Raw genomic sequence first — 16,587 nt, 5'->3', positions numbered from 1 at the left:
ACGTGGCACGGCCTCGATCCGAATCCGGTCGGGTCGACACGGCCCGGCGGTGACGACCGCACCGCCGGGCCGCATCGCGACACGCTTGCGTTACGCCTCGACCGGCTCGCCCAGCGGCCCGGCGGCGTCGTCCGCCGTGCGCCGCGGCGAATCGATCAACCCCTTCGCGAGCTCCAGCGCCTGCCGCTCGAACAGCCGGCGGTAGATGCCGCCGTCGATGCGGATCAGCGCGTCGTGGTTGCCTTCCTCGATCACCTTGCCGCGATCGAGCACGAGCAGCCGGTCGAGCGCGCGCACGGTCGACAGCCGGTGCGCGACGACGAGTGTCGTACGGCCGACCATCAACCGCTCCATCGCCTGCTGGATCAGCAGCTCGCTTTCGCTGTCGAGGCTCGACGTCGCTTCGTCGAGGATCAGGATCGGCGCATCGGCGAGGAACGCGCGCGCGATCGCGACGCGCTGGCGCTCGCCGCCCGACAGCTTGATCCCGCGTTCGCCGACGAGCGTGTCATAACCGTCCGGCAGCGTGGCGATGAAATCGTGCGCGCTGGCGAGCCGAGCGGCGTGCTCGATGTCCGCGCGGCTCGCATCGGGGCGCGCATACGCGATGTTCTCCGCGAGCGTGCGGTGGAACAGCACGGGCTCCTGCTGGACGATCGCGATCTGGCCGCGCAGCGAATCCTGCCGCACGCGCGCGATGTCCTGCCCGTCGATCGTGATGCGGCCGCCCGACACGTCGTACAGGCGCTGGATCAGCTTGATGAACGTCGTCTTGCCCGACCCCGAGTGGCCGACGAGGCCCACGCGCTCGCCGGGCGCGATCCGCATCGAGAAATCGTCGTACAGCGGCACCGGATGGTTGCCGTAGCGGAACGTCACGTGCTCGAAGCGGATCTCGCCTTGGCCGATCCGGATGGCCGGCGCGCCGGGGCGATCGTCGATGCCGAGCGGCTGCCGTTCGAGCGCGACGAGCTCCTCCATGTCGTTCACCGAACGCTGCAGGTTGCGGATGTGCATGCCGACGTCGCGCAGGTAACCCTGCAACATGAAGAACATCGTCAGCGCGAACGCAATGTCGCCGACGCTCGCCTCGTCGTTCGCCCACAGCCGCAGCGCAACGCCGATCATCGCGGCCTGCATCGCGACGAGCATCGCGCCCTGCAACCCGCCGTTGAACGTGCCGCGCACCCACGTGCGGCGCGTGCGCTGCCGCCACTTGCCGATCACGCGCGCGAGCCGCGCTTCCTCGCGCGTTTCCGCGCCGAACGCCTTGACGACCGCGTTGCAGCTCACGGCATCGGCGAGCGCGCCGCCCATGCGCGTATCCCACAGGTTGCCGAGCCGCGCGGCCGGCGCGACGATGCCGAGCGACACGGCGACCGTCACCGCGATATACAGCAGCGAGCCCGCGCCGACGACGAGCCCCATTACGGGCCAGTGCGTGCCGAGCAGCACGGTCGCGCCGACCAGCATCGTGACCGACGGCAGCAGCGCGATCAGCACGGTGTCGTTCAGCAGGTCGAGCGCCCAGATCCCGCGCGTGATCTTGCGCACGGTCGAACCGGCGAAGCTGTTCGCGTGCCAGTCGGTCGAGAAGCGCTGCACGCGATGGAACGACGCGGCGGCGACCTCGCTCATCATCTTCAGCGTGAGCGTGATGATGTTCAGGTAGACGCCTTGCCGAAGTACCGTCGCGCCGATGCCGAGCGCGGCGAGCGTGCCGAACGCGACGACGGCCGAATGCCATGCGGTGGCGCGGTCGGTCAGGCCGGTCGACAGCGCGTCGACGAGGCGGCCGGCGAACAGCGGCGTGAGCACGTCGGCGAGCGCGGCGAGCAGCGCGAAGGTCGCGACCGTGGCGATGCGCGCCGGCTGCTTGCGCCAGTAGCGGATGGTGAAGCCGAAGACGGCCTTGAATGCGTGGCCGCCCAGATGGGTGTTTTTTCTGGTCATTTATCGTTGCCCGGCGCATCGCGCGACGGGACTTTCCGGTTCGGAGAACGTCGAAAACGCAACAGCCGGAGCCGCGTGGAAAACGCGGGCGAAACGAAACGGGCTGTCGGGAAAAGCGCGGCTGGCGGGTTAGCGGAAAACTCGGGAGCCGGCGCGGACGGCGGGCTGGATCAGCTACGCCGTGGGACCACGTTCGGGAAGGTTGCTGGCATTCGGAACATCTGCACCTCCCCTGAAGTGAACGGTTGAAAGGACGCCGAAAAGACGTGTAAAGATTCTATCAGTAGTGTTCTGCACGCTGCAACGTCTGACGAATGCGGCGTTGCGGCGTCGATACGGTTAGTATTCAGGGTTTCGGTCCTTCTTTAGCGGGCTTTCCGCAAAGGGCCGGCGGGCGCATCGATTACACTTCGGCGTCCGCGGCACGCGACGGTGCGTGTGTCCCGGCGCGGCCCGGCACGACGATCGGCCGGCCGATGCGGCCCTCGCAGATTCACCCCGATACACTCCTGAGGAAACGATGAGCGACGTTCAGCAAGGCATTCTGGCTCCGATCGACACGGCGGCCCGATACCTCACTTTCACGATTTCGAATGACGGCAATGTGGCGGCGGCGCTGGCCGCGCTGCGCGAGATCGTCGACGGACGCGACACGGTCGTCGGTTTCGGACAGGCGCTGGCGGCGCACCTCGGGCGCCCGGTTCCGGGCCTGACCGACTACCCGGCGTTCGCGGTGAAGGACCGCACGCTGCCGGCCACGCCGGCCGACGTGTGGGTCTGGCTGCGCGCCGACGATCGCGGCGAGATCGTGCTGCGCGCACGGGCGATCGAACGCGCGCTGGCGCCGGCGTTCGCGCTGCAGGATGCCGTCGACGGCTTCCGCTATTCGAACGATCGCGACCTGTCCGGTTACGAGGACGGCACCGAGAACCCGACCGGCGAAGACGCGCTCGACGCGGCGATCGTGACGGGGCAGGGCGCAGGGCTCGACGGTTCGAGCTTCGTCGCGGTCCAGCAATGGCTGCACGACTTCGACCAGATGGAACGCATTCCGTCGGGCGACATGGACAACATCATCGGGCGCCGCCGCTCGGACAACGAGGAGCTCGACGACGCGCCCGAGTTCGCACACGTGAAGCGCACCGCGCAGGAAAGCTTCGAGCCGGAGGCGTTCATGCTGCGCCGTTCGTCGCCGTGGTCGGACGCGCGCCGCGCGGGCCTCTACTTCGTTGCGTTCGGCTGCTCGTTCCGCGCATTCGACGTGCAGATGCGCCGCATGAGCGGCGCGGAGGACGGGATCGTCGACGGCCTGTTCCGCTTCACGCGGCCGCTGACCGGTGCATATTTCTGGTGCCCGCCGATGAAGGGCGGCAAGCTGGACCTGTCCGCGCTCGGACTGTAAGCGCCTGTTGAATTCGATGAACGGGCGGGCCGCGCATCGTGCGCGGCCCGCCCGTTTTGTTTTTCAGGTGGCGAACGTGTGTTGCTCACCGCGCGCCGCGCGCCACTCGCCGTGCACCACTACCCGTGCGCGTCATTTCAACGTCGTTTCGATCCGCGTACCGCGCTTGATGAACTGCGTCACCGGCGTCTTCTCGCAGATTTCCGCGAGGCGCTGGCGTTGCGCATCGTCGAGCGGGCCGTCGAGCGTCACGACGCGGCGCACGTATTGCGCGCCTTCGCGATCGGCATGCAGCTCGGTGCGCACGTCGATGCGCGCGGCCGGCCACGACTTGCGCTGCATATACATGCGCAGCGTCGCGGCCGTGCATTGCGCGAGACCGGCAAGCACGAACTCGTACGGCGCCGGCCCGCGATCCTGGCCGCCTTCGCGCGGCGCTTCGTCGCCGGTCAGCGCATGCGTGCCGGCCTGCAGCTGGACGACGTAGTCGGGCGCGTCGGCATCGAGGACGGCGGCGGCATGAATGAGCGACATGGCAAGTCTCCGGTAAGCGGAATATGGAGCAGGGCGCCGCGTGGCAGCGCGAAGCCGTCAGCATACCGTTTCGATCGTAACGGCGTACGCAGCGTGCCTACGCGTCCGCTACGCCGGCGCTGCTGCGCACGAGTGCGGCGATGCGTTCGCGCACCCACTGGTGCGCGCGATCGGTGTCGCGAGATTCGTGCCAGTACGCGAGCAGCGGGAACGGCTTGAGCCGCAGCGGCAGCGGTCGCACGACGATCGGCAGCAGCGCGGCCATCCGCAGCGCACAGGTGTGCGGCAGCGTGACCAGCAGGTCGCCGGTCGCGGCGATCTGGCAGGCGGCGAAATAGTGCTGGCAGGTGAGCCGGATATCGCGGAAGCGCCCATCGCTGCCGAGCAATACGTCGAGCGATTGCGGTTCGCCGAACGACGACACCGCGATATGCCGCGCCGCGAAATAGTCGCCGCGCCGCAGCGGGTCGCGCGCAAGCGGATGATCTCGGCGCAGCGCGACGACGAGCGAATCGTCGAGCAGGTGTTCGGTGGCGATGCGCGGGCCCGTCTGTACGCGACGATCGATGACCAGATCGAGATTGCCCGATGCGAGTTCGCGCTCGATGTCGGACACCGCGACACGTCGGCTCACGAGCCGCAGGCCCGGCGCTTCGTCGGCGAACGCGGCGACGATTCGCGGCAGCGCGATCGATTCGAGCACGTCGCGAATGCCGACCGCGATGCTCAGGTCGAGCGTCGCGGGATCGAATGCCGACGGATCGCGCGCTGTGCCTTGCAGGCCCTTCAGGTGCAACTGGACGTCCGCGATGATCGACCGCGTGCGTTCGGTCGGCACGACGCGGTTGCCCTGGCGCACGAACAGCGGATCGTCGAAATGCACACGCAGCCGGTTGAGCGCGTGCGTGACCGCAGGCTGCGTGAGATGCAGCGCGCGGGCGGCCGCGCCGATGCCGCCGTACACGTAGACGGCGTCGAGCACGCGAAACAGGTTCAGGTCGAGACGGTGATCGGCGGGCACGGGGCGCGGGTGGCGTGGTGAACGGTGGATCGATTCTAAAGGATGCACAGGCAACGGATGCGCGGGTTTTCGTGCGCGGTGATCGACGGCGTTCGATGCATGTCGATGCCGTTCGGACCGGTAAGCGACCGCAGCTTCGTTCGATGCGCAACGCAACGAAACGAAGCGAAACGAAGCGCGCACATCGTGACGCATGACGGCTGCGCTGATCGGCTGCATCGACACGCGCGATTCCGTGTCGGCATACCAGTGGCCCGCGACAGTCTGTAGTAATCCGCCATCATGCTGTCCACGTCGGCCATTTCGCGCCAAAGGCACTACCCGTTCGGCTAACATCCCGTCGCTTTATATTTCGAGATAGCCGTCCTGTCGCACGCATTCAAACCAAATATAAGCCTGACAGTTCGACGGTATTAGAAGAATTCGAAACAAGTCGGGGGCCTGGCAAGTGAATGCTGCAGATCAGAGGTGGGTCGTTATCTATTTGAGTACGGGGTTTTCGTTGGCCCAGGCCGCGCGTCTCGGCGAGGCTTTCAATCTGGCGAATCGCCTGAATGCGTTCAGTGCGGATTACCAGTTGAAGTACGTATCCGAAAGCGGGGGGCTGTTGCAGTCGTCGTCCGGTGTGAGCATCGCGGCCGATCCGCTCGGCGACGAGCACGGCCGCCGTGCGCTCGCGTTCTTTCATCTTCATGGCGATCGCGCGGCCGTCAACTGGGACGACGCATTGCAGCGCCGCCTGACCGACATTCGCCGGCACGCACGCTGGATCGTCGACGCGATGGACCTGCTGTCGCTCGCGGCCACGCAGCGGCCGTCGGCGGAGATCGACGTGCGGCCCGGCCGGGCCGGGCGCCGTACCGCCGCGACGGTCGAACTGCAGGCGGGCGAGACCGATGTGTTCGCCGCCGCGCTCGACATGTTCCGCGCCGATCTCGGCGACAGCGCCGCGCAGGAGATCGCCAGCAACATGCTGCGGCCGGTCGAACAACGCTATGCGCAGTCGATGTGGGCGTTTCGCGAACTGAGCGCGAGCCCGTCGATCCGGATGTCGGCGCAGCGGCTGCGCGCGCAGAGCGTAAACCGCATCTCGATCGCGGATGCCGCGCAGGCGGCCGCGATGAGCGAGCGCAATTTCCTGCGGCGCTTCAAGAAGGAGATCGGCGTGACGCCGACCGAGTTCGTCCAGCACGTGCGGCTCGAGCGCGCATGCCACATGCTGATCCATACGACGCTGCCGGCCGACAAGGTCGCGCGCCGCACGGGGTTCGGCAGCGGCGAGCGGCTCGCGAAGCTGTTTCGCCAGCGCCTGCTGATGTCGCCGACCGAATTCCGCGTCGCGGAGCGGGAAAAGCTCCTCAGCCACGGCGCCGCATCGCCCGATGCGGACGACGGGCCCGCAGCCGCGTTTTGCGACGGTGACGGGGGAGGTTACGGCGCATGCGCCGACGCTCGGGAGAAAACGGGGCAGATACCCGTAGAATCGTGCTGTCGCGATCTCGATTCCCGGTTTCCATGCCCTTCCTCCCCACTACCGCCACCGCCCCTTTCTGCCCGTCGGAAGTAAAGGGCAGCATCACGATCGACGCCGGCGCGTCGCGCTGGCTGAAGCTCAAGCGCTTCTTCGGCCCCGGCTTGCTCGTCGCGATCGGCTACATGGATCCCGGCAACTGGGCGACCGACATCCAGGCCGGCTCGCAGTTCGGCTATTCGCTGTTGTGGGTCGTCGCGTTCTCGAGCGTCGCGGCGATCTTCCTGCAGATGCTCGCGGCGCGGCTCGGCCTCGTCGCCGGCAAGGATCTCGCGCAGGCCAGCTACGACCGCTACGGCCGGTTCGGCCGCATCGTGCAGTGGGTCACCGCCGAAGTGTCGATCATCGCGTGCGACATCGCGGAAGTCCTCGGCTGCGCGCTCGCGTTCAAGCTGCTGCTCGGCGTGCCGCTGGCGTGGGGGATCGTGCTGACCGCGCTCGACACGGTGATCGTGCTCGGCCTGCAGGGCAAGGGGTTCCGGCAGATCGAGGCGATCGTGCTCGGGCTGATCGCGACGATGGCGTTCTGCTTCGTCGCGCAGGTCGCGATCACGCCGCCCGACTGGCACGCGGTGGTCGGCGGGCTCGTGCCCGGCGATCCGGGCCACGACCGCAAGGACGCGATCGTGCTCGCGCTCGGCATCGTCGGCGCGACGATCATGCCGCACAACCTGTATCTGCATTCGTCGGTCGTGCAGACGCGGCACGTCGTCGGCGGCGCGCGCGGCGTGGTGCGCGACACGCTCGCGCTGGTGCGCATCGATACCTGCGTGTCGCTGTTCGTCGCGATGCTCGTCAACGCGGCGATCCTGGTCGTCGCGGGCGCGGCGTTTCACGCGACGGGCCAGCACAACGTGACCGACATCGAGCAGGCCTACAAGCTGATTACGCCGATCGCGGGCGGCGCGGCCGCGCTGCTGTTCGGCATCGCACTGCTCGCGTCGGGGCAAAGCTCGACGCTGACCGGCACGATCGCCGGCCAGGTGATCATGGACGGCTTCCTGCACACGAAAATCCCGTGCTACCAGCGCCGGCTGATCACGCGCGGGCTCGCGCTCGTGCCGGCGCTGATCGGCGTGCTGTGGCTCGGCGACGGGTCGGTCGGGCAGCTGCTCGTCTGGAGCCAGGTGCTGCTGAGCCTGCAGTTGCCGTTCGCGATGTGGCCGCTGATCCGGTCGGTCAGCGATCGCAACACGATGGGCGAGCACGCGATCGGCCGCAAGATGCAGGTCGCCGCGTGGGCGCTGTTCGTCGTCATCACCGGCACGAACCTGCTGCTGATTACCGGTGTGGCGGGCTGATACAGCTTGTCACAGGCCGACACGGATGCGCTGCGCGCATGCGGTAAACTGCGGCCTTTCGATAGCCGTCCGACATCTGTTATGTGGAGTGAAATCAGCAACATCGGCGATGCCGCGCTGACCTTGCCGATCGCGCTGACCTGCGCAGTGTGGCTGGCGCTGACCGACTGGCGCCTCGCCGTGCGTTGGGTCGTGCTGCTGGCCGCCGGCATGGGCCTCGTCGGCGCAACCAAGATCCTGTATGCCGGGTGCGGCATCGAGATTCCCCAATTCGATTTCCGCGTGATCAGCGGCCATACGATGTTGTCGACGTCCGTGTGGACGGTCGCGCTGTCGATGCTGTGGCAGGCGTTCCTGCCAGGCAAGGCGCCCGGCGTCGCGGCCGGGCTGGCCGTCGGCGCGGCCACGGCCGTCGCGCGCGTGTTCGATCACTCGCACACGATTCCGGAAGTCGTCGTCGGCTGGATGCTCGGCGCGCTGGTCGCGCTGGTGTTCCTGCGCGGCTACGACGGTGCGCGCCAGCGCGCGTTCTCGCCGCGCATCGCGGCTGCCTGCCTGCTGCTCGTGTCGGGCATCGCGTACGGGCATCGCGCGCCGTTCCAGCAGATGATCGATACGCATTCGCCGCAACTCTGCGCGTTCGTGCGCGCGCCGTCGGGCGACGGATTCTGACAGTTGCCGGTTGCGGCGGCCCGGGGTTTCGGTGCCGCCAGGTCGCCGCCGGCGATCTCCCGGCGGTTGCACGATTCCCTTTCCCGATCGTTTCCTGCCCGTTGCGGAACGCATCGCCCGTCATTCCCCCAGTCAATGAACCGGCCGGTCCGCAGGATCGGCCGTGCCGCTTTGCGCATGGGTGCAGGCGCTCGACGGTCATGAATGGAATCTATGACCGGGCATAACGAATATTCATTTCATCGATTGGCGGCATTCGCGTACGCTGGCTGTCGTTCGACCGCGGCCGGCTGCCCGGCGCGCGTCACGCTCGTCTCGATATACTCGCGGAAACCGTGCGGCATCTTATGAAGCCGACGCACCGTCGACCGGCATGCGTCGGCCGCAACATGCACGGAAACCCCGTCGCGGCAGCATGCCGCGACGACGATTCACGACAGGAGCAACTCACATGACAGTCGTTTCTCCGCGCCTCGCCGGCAAGTGCGCATACATCACGGGCGCCGCGGGCGGCCTCGGCCGCGCGATCGCGCGCCGGATGGTCGAGCAGGGCGCGCGCGTGTTCCTGACCGACATCGCCGAAGCGGCGGTGCTCGACGCGTTCGCGCAGGAACTCAACGCGGGCCACGCGACGCCGGTCGCGTTCGCCGCGACGCAGGACGTGCGCGACGAAGCGCGCTGGCAGGCGCTGCTCGCGCAGGCGGTCGATGCAATGGGCGGGCTGTCGGTGCTCGTCAACAACGCGGGCGTCGGCTCGATCGGTTCGCCCGCACAGATCGAGCTCGACGAATGGCGGCGCGTGATGGCGATCAACGTCGAGAGCATCGTGCTCGGCTGCAAGCACGCGCTGTCGTATCTGGCCGAGAGCCACCCCGCGTCGATCATCAACATTTCGTCGGTCGCCGCGTTCAAGGTCGAGCCGGATTTCACCGCATACAACGCGTCGAAGGCGGCGGTCGCGTCGCTGACGAAGTCGGTCGCGATCGACTGCGCGCGCCGCGAGATCGACGTGCGCTGCAACTCGATTCACCCGGCGTTCATCCGCACGGGGATCGTCGAGCCGCTGTTCCAGACGCTTGGCGAACGCGACGCGACGCGCAAGCTCGCGCGCGGCATTCCGCTGCGCCGGCTCGGCGAGCCGGACGACGTCGCGCATGCGGCCGTGTATCTCGCATCCGACGAGAGCCGCTTCATGACGGCCGCCGAACTCGTGATCGACGGCGGCATGTGCGCGGTCTGACGCGCATCCCGCATCACAACTACCGGAGGAGAACATCGTGTCGACACCCGTGAACCGCCAACTGCTGCTGAAGACGCGCCCGGAAGGGCGGGTCGGCCGCGAACACTTCTCGCTCGTCGAGACGCCGGTGCCGGCGCTCGCGGACGGCGAGGTGCTCGTGCGCGTGCTGTACCTGTCGATGGACCCGACCAACCGCGTGTGGATGAGCGACGTGCCGCAGTACCTGCCGCCCGTCGCGATCGGCGAGGTGATGCGCGCGCTCGGCATCGGGCGCGTGGTCGCGTCGCGCCATGCCGGTTTCGCGGAAGGCGATCTCGTGCAGGGGCTCGTCGGCTGGCAGGACTATGCGGTCGTGCCGGCCGACCAGGCCGAGCAGCTCGTGAAGCTGCCCGCGCAGTCGGGCCTGCCGCTGCCGACGCTGCTCGGCGCGTGCGGGATGAGCGGGCTGACCGCGTACTACGGGTTGACCGACATCGCGCCGGTGCAGCCCGGCGAGACGCTCGTCGTGTCGGCGGCGGCCGGGTCGGTCGGCTCGATCGCCGGGCAGATCGGCAAGATCCACGGCGCGCGCGTGGTCGGCATCGCGGGCGGCGCGGACAAGTGCCGCTACCTGACCGAGACGCTCGGCTTCGACGCGGCCGTCGACTACAAGGCCGACGATTTCCGTCAGCAACTGAAGGCGGCGACGCCGGACGGCGTGCACGTGAACTTCGAGAATGTCGGCGGCGAGGTGATGCGCGCGGTGTTGTCGCGGATGGTGATCGGCGGGCGCGTCGCGTTGTGCGGCGTGATCTCGAACTACAACAGCGGCCGCGCGGCCGACGACGTCGGCGTGCTGATCTCGAAGCGGCTGACGATGCGCGGCTTCCTGATCCTCGATTACCGCAAGAGCCGCGAAGCCGTGCAGACGCTCGCGGGCTGGCTGCGCGACGGCCGGCTCAAGGCCGAGGAGACCGTTGCCGACGGTCTCGAAAACGCGCCCGACGTGCTGAATCGCCTGTTCGACGGCGACCATCGCGGCAAGCTCGTGCTGCGCGTCGATCCGGACGCGTGACCGGCCTGCGGCTCGGCGTGCGCTATCGGTCGCGGGTTGCCGCGAGATGTTGTCGAACGTGGTGAGTTCGACCAACCGAGCCTCAGTTTAGGACTTGTCCCATATATTGTTCCGGCCTCTCTCCCTAAAGTGATTGCCAGCGAACAGGCGGCGTGACCGACGCGTCACGCCGCCTTTTTTTCTGGTCACGCGGCAGGGGAGAGGGAACATGCGGAACACCGCGAAGCGGGCGGTATCGGCAGCAGCGATGCGCAATCGAACGGTGCGGTGTGCCGGTGCCGTGCGGATGATGGCGATCGGGCTGGGCGCCGTGCTGGCGATGTCGAATGCGGTGGCGGCCGGGCAGGCCGCGTCGGACGGCGTCGTGCGGTTTACCGGCGCGCTCGTCGATCTCTACGACGTGACGTTCGACGCGCCGTCGGGCGCGGTTGTCGAAGGACGGGACGCGGTGGGTAGCGGGGCTGCGGCGATGCTCCGGTTCGATGCGCATGGCCGGCGTTTGCCGGGTGCTCATGTGGCATTGGTCGGGCCCGACGGTGCGCCGTTCGCGCTGGATGCCGATTCAGGCGTGCGCGCAACGTGGCGCGATGCGCACGACGATCGAAGCGTGTCGCTGGTATCGGGCCGCGTTCATCGCGTGGGCCCGTATGGCGGCGTGATGACCGTCGCGGCGGATGAAGCGACGGGCGCCGTGGCGCCCGTCGTGATCAGGATTAGCCATCCGTGACGGAGGGCGTGTGCATGCGGATGGAGCGGTGGCGGACGGGTGCGTGGCACGCAGCCGCGCGCGGCGTCATTCGCCCTGTTCGGCGCGCGCGTAGATGTCCCAACTCGCCATGAACAGTGCGGCGACGAGCGGCCCGATCACGAAGCCGTTGATGCCGAACAGCGCCATCCCGCCGAGCGTCGAGATCAGCACGACCCAGTCAGGCATCTTCGTGTCCTTGCCGACGAGGATCGGGCGCAGCAGGTTGTCGACGAGGCCGATCACGCCGACGCAGAACGCGACGAGGATGACGCATTTCCAGATCTCGCCGGTCGCCAGGAAGTAGAGCGCAGCCGGGATCCACACGAGGCTCGCGCCGATCGCGGGCAGCAGCGACAGGAACGCCATCAGCGCGCCCCACAGCACGACGCCCTGGATGCCGAGGATCCAGAAGATCAGCCCGCCGAGTGCGCCCTGCACGAGCGCGACCGCGACGTTGCCTTTCACGGTCGCGCGCACGACCGTCGTGAACTTCGCGAGCAGCAGGTTCTTGTGGTCCTCGTCGAGCGGCAGCGCGCGGCGCACGCGGCGGCCGATCTCGCCGCCGTCGCGCAGCAGGAAGAACACCATGTACAGCATCACGCCGAAGCTGACGATGAACTGGAACGTGTTCTGGCCGATGCTGAACGCCTGGGCCGCGGCGAACTGGCTGATCTGCGCGGCGCCGTCGGTCAGCTTCTTCTGGATGCCGGGGAGGTTGGTCAGCCCGTATTTCGCGAGCAGGCGCTGGATCGAGGCCGGCAGCGCGTGGATGAGGTCCTGGAAGTACTGCGAATAGTTCGGCTGCGCGGTCTTGATTTCCTGGTAGACGTACGCGATTTCCTGAACGAGCGTGGCGGTGACGAACACGAGCGGCAGGATCACGATCAGGACGATCAGCGTCATCGTCACGAGCGCGGCCAGGTTGCGCCGCTTGCCGAAGCGCGCAGCGAGCCAGCGCTGCACCGGCTGGAACAGGATCGCGAGAATGGTGCCCCAGAACACCGCTCCGGAGAACGGCGCGAGAATCCCGCACATGCCGACGGTGACCGCGAACAGCAGGAAATAGAAGAATTTTTGGTGATCGTGTCCGCTATCCATGGGTGGCATTTGCGCAGATTGATGCTTGGTTTGATTGAATCTCGTTGCCTCGGGCGCGATCGGCTCGCGAACGTCACGGGTTCGCGGCGAAACGCGCCGCCGGGCGGCCCAACCGGAGTATGCCCGCAAAGGTGCCGCCATCATAGCCGCTGCGCGCGACCCATGCGAAAACGCCGCGGCCGGAGCCGCGGCGCTGCCGGGAAGCGAGCGCGGCGCAAGGCCGCGTGCCGTACCGTCAGATATTGAGCTTCGTGACCTTGGTGCCGTTCACCGACAGGTCGCCCATCAGGCCCGCGTTGGTCAGGACCAGCACCTCGACCGGCGCGGTGGCCGTGGTGGTGTCGACCGCGCCGTTCGCGCCGACCTTCACGACCGCGACCGACGCGTCGGCGCCGGCGGCCCAGCCTTCGGACTTGCGGAACGAGTCGAGCGCATCCTGCGTCATGAACAGGAACACGATCGCCTTCGATTGCGCGCCGGCCTGCAGGCCGACCGACAGCGACGACGTGTTGTAGTAGCCGACGGTGCTGCCGCCGACGCGCAGCGCGCCGTTGCCGGACTGGCCGCCGACGATGAAGCCGGCCTGCAGCACGTTCGGGAACACGAGCACGCCGCGCGATTTCGCGACGAGTTCACGCGAACCCGGCACCGTCGAATAGAGGCGCGACAGCGTTGCGTTCACGCTCGCGTCGATCGACTCGCGCTTCGACGCGCTGGTCGACGCGCTTTCGGGTTTGTCGGGCGTGGTCGTGCAGCCGGCGAGCGCGAGGCTTCCTAGCATCACGGCGGCGGCGGCTTTCATGGCGAGAGACTTCTGCATGGCGGTTCTCCTTCGTTGTCGGATTGAGAGCGGACGGTGCGGGCAGCGGGGCGGGCAGCCCCGTTCAACGGCGGGCAAGGAGCAGGCCCGCAACGAACGCGAGGCCCGCGACGACACCGGCGGTCTGCCACGGGTTGTCGTGCACGGCCTGCGACACGCGTTCGGCCGAATCGCGCAGCCGGGCGGCCGCGCTGCCCGACGCGTAGTCGAGCGCGCTGCGCGCTTCGTCGAGCCGGGATTGCACGCGCTTGCGCAGCGCGGCGATATCGCCGTCGCCATCGTTTTTCAGCAGGTCTTCCAGTTCGTCGACCAGCCCGCGCAGGTCGTCGGTTACATCCGCATGCAGGTCACGGGCGGCCGAGCGCGTCGTGCGTCCCACGCGGCGGCCGGTGCGACGGATGTCGGCCAGGCCGCGGTCCAGTTTGTGTTCGATCGAGTCGGTGAGCGCCATGGTGTTTATCCTCCTTCGATTCCAGGCAAATTTGAAGATAAGACGAATCCCAGCAATCAATGTGATTCACTTGCCCCAATTGAGTTTCGAGACAAATTTTCAATGGATCGGCAAGATCGCCGCGAAGCCCCGTCGCGCGGGGTGGCGCGGCGATTGAAAAAATTTCGCGTTTCAGGCGAAGCGGCGTATCGGGCAGCGGCATGAAGTGAAAATCCGGTAAATGTGGCGGTACCAGGGGTGCGCCAGGTAATTAGTGCCGTCACAGGCCTTGTGTCGATGCAAATGCACGAGTCGACACTGTTTGGTGAGCACGGTTTGTGCCCGCGCCACGCGATGGGCCGCCGCCGTCAAGCGCGACATCGATGATGACGGGATCGTGGTCCGACGAGCGATATGCGTCGGGTGCGTAATAAGACGACCGGTGCACGCGCGTTTTGTAATCGGGCACGGGTTGCAGCGCAACCGGTTCGTCGGCGTTGATGTGCCATATGTGCACGGCCTTCACGCGTGCGGCGAGCGTCGACGTGGCAAGAGCGTGATCGAGGTTGCCGGCTTCGCCGCGAAATACGTAGCTGTACGCAGCATCGCCGACGAAGCGGGCAACCAGGTTCGCATAGCCGCGCGATTCGAGTGCGCGGATCGGATCTTCCTTCGCATAGCTGTTCAGGTCGCCGATGAGCAGCACGCCGTCGGCCGCGGCGCCTGTCGGCGACGTGGCGAGCCAGTCGGCGATGCGCGTGGCCGCGCGCGTGCGTGCCGCATTCCAGCAGCCCTGGCCGTCCACCTGGTCGAGATCGGCGCCGGTCGCGTTCGGGCAGTTCTTCGACTTCAGGTGATTGACCGCGACCGTGAACGCGCGCGTGCCATCGATGCGCCGGAATGTCTGCGCAAGTGGCGGGCGGTGCCGGCCACCGAGCGCGACGGTCGCCGTGCGCCCGACCGGCTCGACCGTGCGGCTGTCGTACAGCAGCGCGACCGCGATTGCGTCGCGGCCGAGCCGTGCGGTGCCGGGATCGACCGCGCGCCAGCTGTCGCCAAGTTGCGCCGCGAGACGCCGCACGGCGCTCGCGTTGCCGTGGCCGTTGTTCGCGATTTCCATCAGCCCGATCACGTCGGCGCGCAGCGCGCGCAACGCCGCGACGATCTTCGCTTCCTGCCGCGCAAAGACAGCGTGCGTCTTTGCGCCACGGTTGGCCGGCGCGTCGAATCCACCGCCATGGCCGTCACCGTTGAAATAGTTGAAAACGTTGAACGACACGATGCGCACGTCGGCGTCCGCATGCCGGGCCGGCGCGTCGGTGCGCGGATTCGCGGCAGCGTCGAACATCGGCGCCGCGCCGGCTGTCGGTTGCAGCCGCCAGGTGCCGTAGCGTAGTTCGAGCACGCCTTCGACGCCGCGCACCGTGTAGCCCGCGCGCAGCGTGTTGGCGGCGCTCAGCGCGGGCGGCGGATAGCGGACGGTCGCGGGATCGCGGCGGCTCGAGCCGTCGTCGAGCACGATGCGGTTGCGCGCGTTGGCCGCCGCGTGTGCGGCGGCTTCGGCCGGCGTCGCGACGTGGGTCGGGATGCGCAGCCGGCCGTTGCTGAGAACGAGGGTGCCGTAGCGGCCGAGTTCGTAGGTATCGCTGACCGTCAGCGTTTGCGGCAGGCGCACCCGCGTGCCTTCGTGCGCGGCCAGCACGGCCGGCGTATCGACCGGCAGCGTGAGCGTCGCAGGCGTGACCGTCTGCCCGCGTGCGCAGACGGCGATGCCGCCCGACAGCGCGAACTGCGTGCGGCCGTATTTATCGTCGACCCGGCCCGTGAGATGCACGAGATCGCCGGCGTTTGCGCGCGCGTTCGGCGCGTAGACAAACAGGCCTTCCGGCACACCCGGCCGATGCCGCCGCTGCGCGTCGGCCTGCTGGACGAAGAAACCGCCGAAGCTGTCGGCGCCGCCGAACGCCGCGGTGACGACCGCTTCGATCGACGTCGTTTGTCCGGCCAGCGGCGACGGGCCGCCGGCGCTGCGGAGGTCGGCAATCGCCGTGGTCGCGCCGCCGCAGCCGGCGCTGACCGGCAGCGCAGCCGCGGCCGGCCGGAAGGAGAGGGCGAGCGATAGCGCAACGGCAAGCGACGGAAGCAGGCGTGACATGGGACGGTCCACTGGAAGAAAATCCGACAGTTCGGGAACGCATCTTGACGGCAAAATGTCAGGAAGCGGCCGAATTGGCCGTCCGGCCAGTGCCGGATGGCTAACGATGCATGCAGGCCCTGCCGCGGCTGTTACGCTTTCGCATCGGGTGTCGCATTCCGATCGCGCAGCGAACGCTGCCGCACCCCGTCCCCACAGGAGAAGTCCATGTCTTACATGCTGTTGATTGTCGAACCGACCGACCAGCGCGCCGAACGCACGCTCGACGACGGCCAGGCACTTTACGCGCGGATGGTCGATTTCGCCGAGACGCTGAAGGCACGCGGCGTGCTGCGCGGCGTCGAGTCGCTGGAGCGCTCCGAGCGCGGCACGCGCGTGCAGGTGCGCGACGGCGAGACGCGCCTGCTCGACGGCCCGTTCGCGGAGGCGAAGGAGATGGTCGGCGGCTTCTTCCTCGTCGACGTCGACACGCGCGAGGAAGCGATCGAGATCGCACGCCAGTGCCCGGCCGCGCAATGGTGCACGGTCGAGGTACGCGCGGTCGGCCCGTGCTTCCTGTGAAGGCTGCGACTCGGTATTTACCCTGATTTGTCGTGGCGAGTGTCGATCCGTTCGTCTTCCGCCCGTC

At 67.8% G+C, this 16,587-nt stretch carries 15 protein-coding genes; 8 read left to right on the top strand and 7 right to left on the bottom strand.

The window, feature by feature from the left end; all coding sequences use genetic code 11:
* Positions 1–90 precede the first annotated feature (90 nt).
* A complete protein-coding gene (locus tag R9B84_RS30255) occupies positions 91–1,953 on the bottom strand; it encodes an ABC transporter ATP-binding protein (RefSeq protein ID WP_423761141.1) in 1,863 nt (620 codons plus the stop codon).
* 520 nt (positions 1,954–2,473) lie between these two features.
* Between R9B84_RS30255 and R9B84_RS30250 the strand changes: the two genes are divergently transcribed.
* The gene (locus R9B84_RS30250; protein ID WP_423761140.1) at positions 2,474–3,355 is read left to right on the top strand and encodes a Dyp-type peroxidase; all 882 of its coding nucleotides are present in this window, start codon (positions 2,474–2,476) and stop codon (positions 3,353–3,355) included.
* A 132-nt stretch (positions 3,356–3,487) separates the two neighbouring features.
* On the opposite strand, the gene R9B84_RS30245 is transcribed toward R9B84_RS30250, so the two are convergent.
* Both R9B84_RS30245 and R9B84_RS30240 read right to left on the bottom strand, forming a co-directional pair.
* Entirely contained in the window at positions 3,488–3,889 is a 402-nt protein-coding gene (locus R9B84_RS30245) for an OsmC family protein (RefSeq protein ID WP_423761139.1), read from the bottom strand.
* 97 nt (positions 3,890–3,986) lie between these two features.
* Positions 3,987–4,910: a LysR family transcriptional regulator gene (locus tag R9B84_RS30240; protein ID WP_423761138.1), complete on the bottom strand. Its 924-nt coding sequence runs from the start codon at positions 4,908–4,910 to the stop codon at positions 3,987–3,989.
* A 502-nt stretch (positions 4,911–5,412) separates the two neighbouring features.
* Here R9B84_RS30240 and R9B84_RS30235 point away from each other — a divergent pair.
* From R9B84_RS30235 to R9B84_RS30210, 6 genes are all read left to right on the top strand, one after another.
* Positions 5,413–6,477, top strand: coding sequence for a helix-turn-helix domain-containing protein (locus tag R9B84_RS30235; RefSeq protein ID WP_423761137.1), 1,065 nt, complete (start codon positions 5,413–5,415; stop codon positions 6,475–6,477).
* On the top strand, positions 6,426–7,742 hold the full coding sequence (locus tag R9B84_RS30230) for an Nramp family divalent metal transporter (protein WP_423761136.1): 1,317 nt from the start codon (positions 6,426–6,428) through the stop codon (positions 7,740–7,742). The genes R9B84_RS30235 and R9B84_RS30230 overlap by 52 nt, the downstream gene beginning before the upstream one ends.
* A gap of 81 nt (positions 7,743–7,823) precedes the next feature.
* Positions 7,824–8,414: a phosphatase PAP2 family protein gene (locus tag R9B84_RS30225; protein ID WP_423761135.1), complete on the top strand. Its 591-nt coding sequence runs from the start codon at positions 7,824–7,826 to the stop codon at positions 8,412–8,414.
* Between the two features lie 451 nt (positions 8,415–8,865).
* Positions 8,866–9,654: an SDR family oxidoreductase gene (locus tag R9B84_RS30220; protein WP_423761134.1), complete on the top strand. Its 789-nt coding sequence runs from the start codon at positions 8,866–8,868 to the stop codon at positions 9,652–9,654.
* A 37-nt stretch (positions 9,655–9,691) separates the two neighbouring features.
* A complete protein-coding gene (locus tag R9B84_RS30215) occupies positions 9,692–10,708 on the top strand; it encodes an NADP-dependent oxidoreductase (protein WP_423761133.1) in 1,017 nt (338 codons plus the stop codon).
* A 208-nt stretch (positions 10,709–10,916) separates the two neighbouring features.
* Complete coding sequence (locus tag R9B84_RS30210) at positions 10,917–11,435, top strand: thioesterase (protein WP_423761132.1); 519 nt, start codon at positions 10,917–10,919, stop codon at positions 11,433–11,435.
* A 66-nt stretch (positions 11,436–11,501) separates the two neighbouring features.
* Here the strand turns inward: R9B84_RS30210 and R9B84_RS30205 are convergent, their stop codons facing one another.
* The 4 genes from R9B84_RS30205 to R9B84_RS30190 form a co-directional block, all read right to left on the bottom strand.
* Positions 11,502–12,554 (bottom strand): AI-2E family transporter, encoded by a 1,053-nt coding sequence (locus tag R9B84_RS30205; protein ID WP_423761131.1) that lies wholly within the window; start codon positions 12,552–12,554, stop codon positions 11,502–11,504.
* Between the two features lie 235 nt (positions 12,555–12,789).
* Entirely contained in the window at positions 12,790–13,374 is a 585-nt protein-coding gene (locus R9B84_RS30200) for a BPSL1445 family SYLF domain-containing lipoprotein (protein ID WP_423761130.1), read from the bottom strand.
* A 64-nt stretch (positions 13,375–13,438) separates the two neighbouring features.
* Positions 13,439–13,825: a DUF883 family protein gene (locus R9B84_RS30195; RefSeq protein ID WP_423761129.1), complete on the bottom strand. Its 387-nt coding sequence runs from the start codon at positions 13,823–13,825 to the stop codon at positions 13,439–13,441.
* Between the two features lie 259 nt (positions 13,826–14,084).
* Entirely contained in the window at positions 14,085–15,959 is a 1,875-nt protein-coding gene (locus tag R9B84_RS30190) for an ExeM/NucH family extracellular endonuclease (protein WP_423761128.1), read from the bottom strand.
* 207 nt (positions 15,960–16,166) lie between these two features.
* Here R9B84_RS30190 and R9B84_RS30185 point away from each other — a divergent pair, with 207 nt between their 5' ends.
* Entirely contained in the window at positions 16,167–16,520 is a 354-nt protein-coding gene (locus R9B84_RS30185) for a YciI family protein (RefSeq protein WP_047901451.1), read from the top strand.
* The last annotated feature ends 67 nt before the right edge of the window (positions 16,521–16,587 follow it).

This window comes from Burkholderia sp. NLJ2, assembly GCF_049487195.1.
Lineage (GTDB): Bacteria > Pseudomonadota > Gammaproteobacteria > Burkholderiales > Burkholderiaceae > Burkholderia > Burkholderia pyrrocinia.
Note: the sequence above shows the minus strand (reverse complement) of the source record. Positions and strands in the feature narration are given on the sequence as shown.

Excerpts from the sequence above, each read along its gene's own strand:
- R9B84_RS30190 (WP_423761128.1), bottom strand. The coding sequence starts at position 15,959 with ATGTCACGCCTGCTTCCGTCGCTTGCCGTTGCGCTATCGCTCGCCCTC.
- R9B84_RS30250 (WP_423761140.1), top strand. The coding sequence starts at position 2,474 with ATGAGCGACGTTCAGCAAGGCATTCTGGCTCCGATCGACACGGCGGCC.
- R9B84_RS30255 (WP_423761141.1), bottom strand. The coding sequence starts at position 1,953 with ATGACCAGAAAAAACACCCATCTGGGCGGCCACGCATTCAAGGCCGTC.
- R9B84_RS30220 (WP_423761134.1), top strand. The coding sequence starts at position 8,866 with ATGACAGTCGTTTCTCCGCGCCTCGCCGGCAAGTGCGCATACATCACG.
- R9B84_RS30210 (WP_423761132.1), top strand. The coding sequence starts at position 10,917 with ATGCGGAACACCGCGAAGCGGGCGGTATCGGCAGCAGCGATGCGCAAT.
- R9B84_RS30195 (WP_423761129.1), bottom strand. The coding sequence starts at position 13,825 with ATGGCGCTCACCGACTCGATCGAACACAAACTGGACCGCGGCCTGGCC.
- R9B84_RS30205 (WP_423761131.1), bottom strand. The coding sequence starts at position 12,554 with ATGGATAGCGGACACGATCACCAAAAATTCTTCTATTTCCTGCTGTTC.
- R9B84_RS30225 (WP_423761135.1), top strand. The coding sequence starts at position 7,824 with ATGTGGAGTGAAATCAGCAACATCGGCGATGCCGCGCTGACCTTGCCG.
- R9B84_RS30200 (WP_423761130.1), bottom strand. The coding sequence starts at position 13,374 with ATGCAGAAGTCTCTCGCCATGAAAGCCGCCGCCGCCGTGATGCTAGGA.
- R9B84_RS30245 (WP_423761139.1), bottom strand. The coding sequence starts at position 3,889 with ATGTCGCTCATTCATGCCGCCGCCGTCCTCGATGCCGACGCGCCCGAC.
- R9B84_RS30230 (WP_423761136.1), top strand. The coding sequence starts at position 6,426 with ATGCCCTTCCTCCCCACTACCGCCACCGCCCCTTTCTGCCCGTCGGAA.
- R9B84_RS30185 (WP_047901451.1), top strand. The coding sequence starts at position 16,167 with ATGTCTTACATGCTGTTGATTGTCGAACCGACCGACCAGCGCGCCGAA.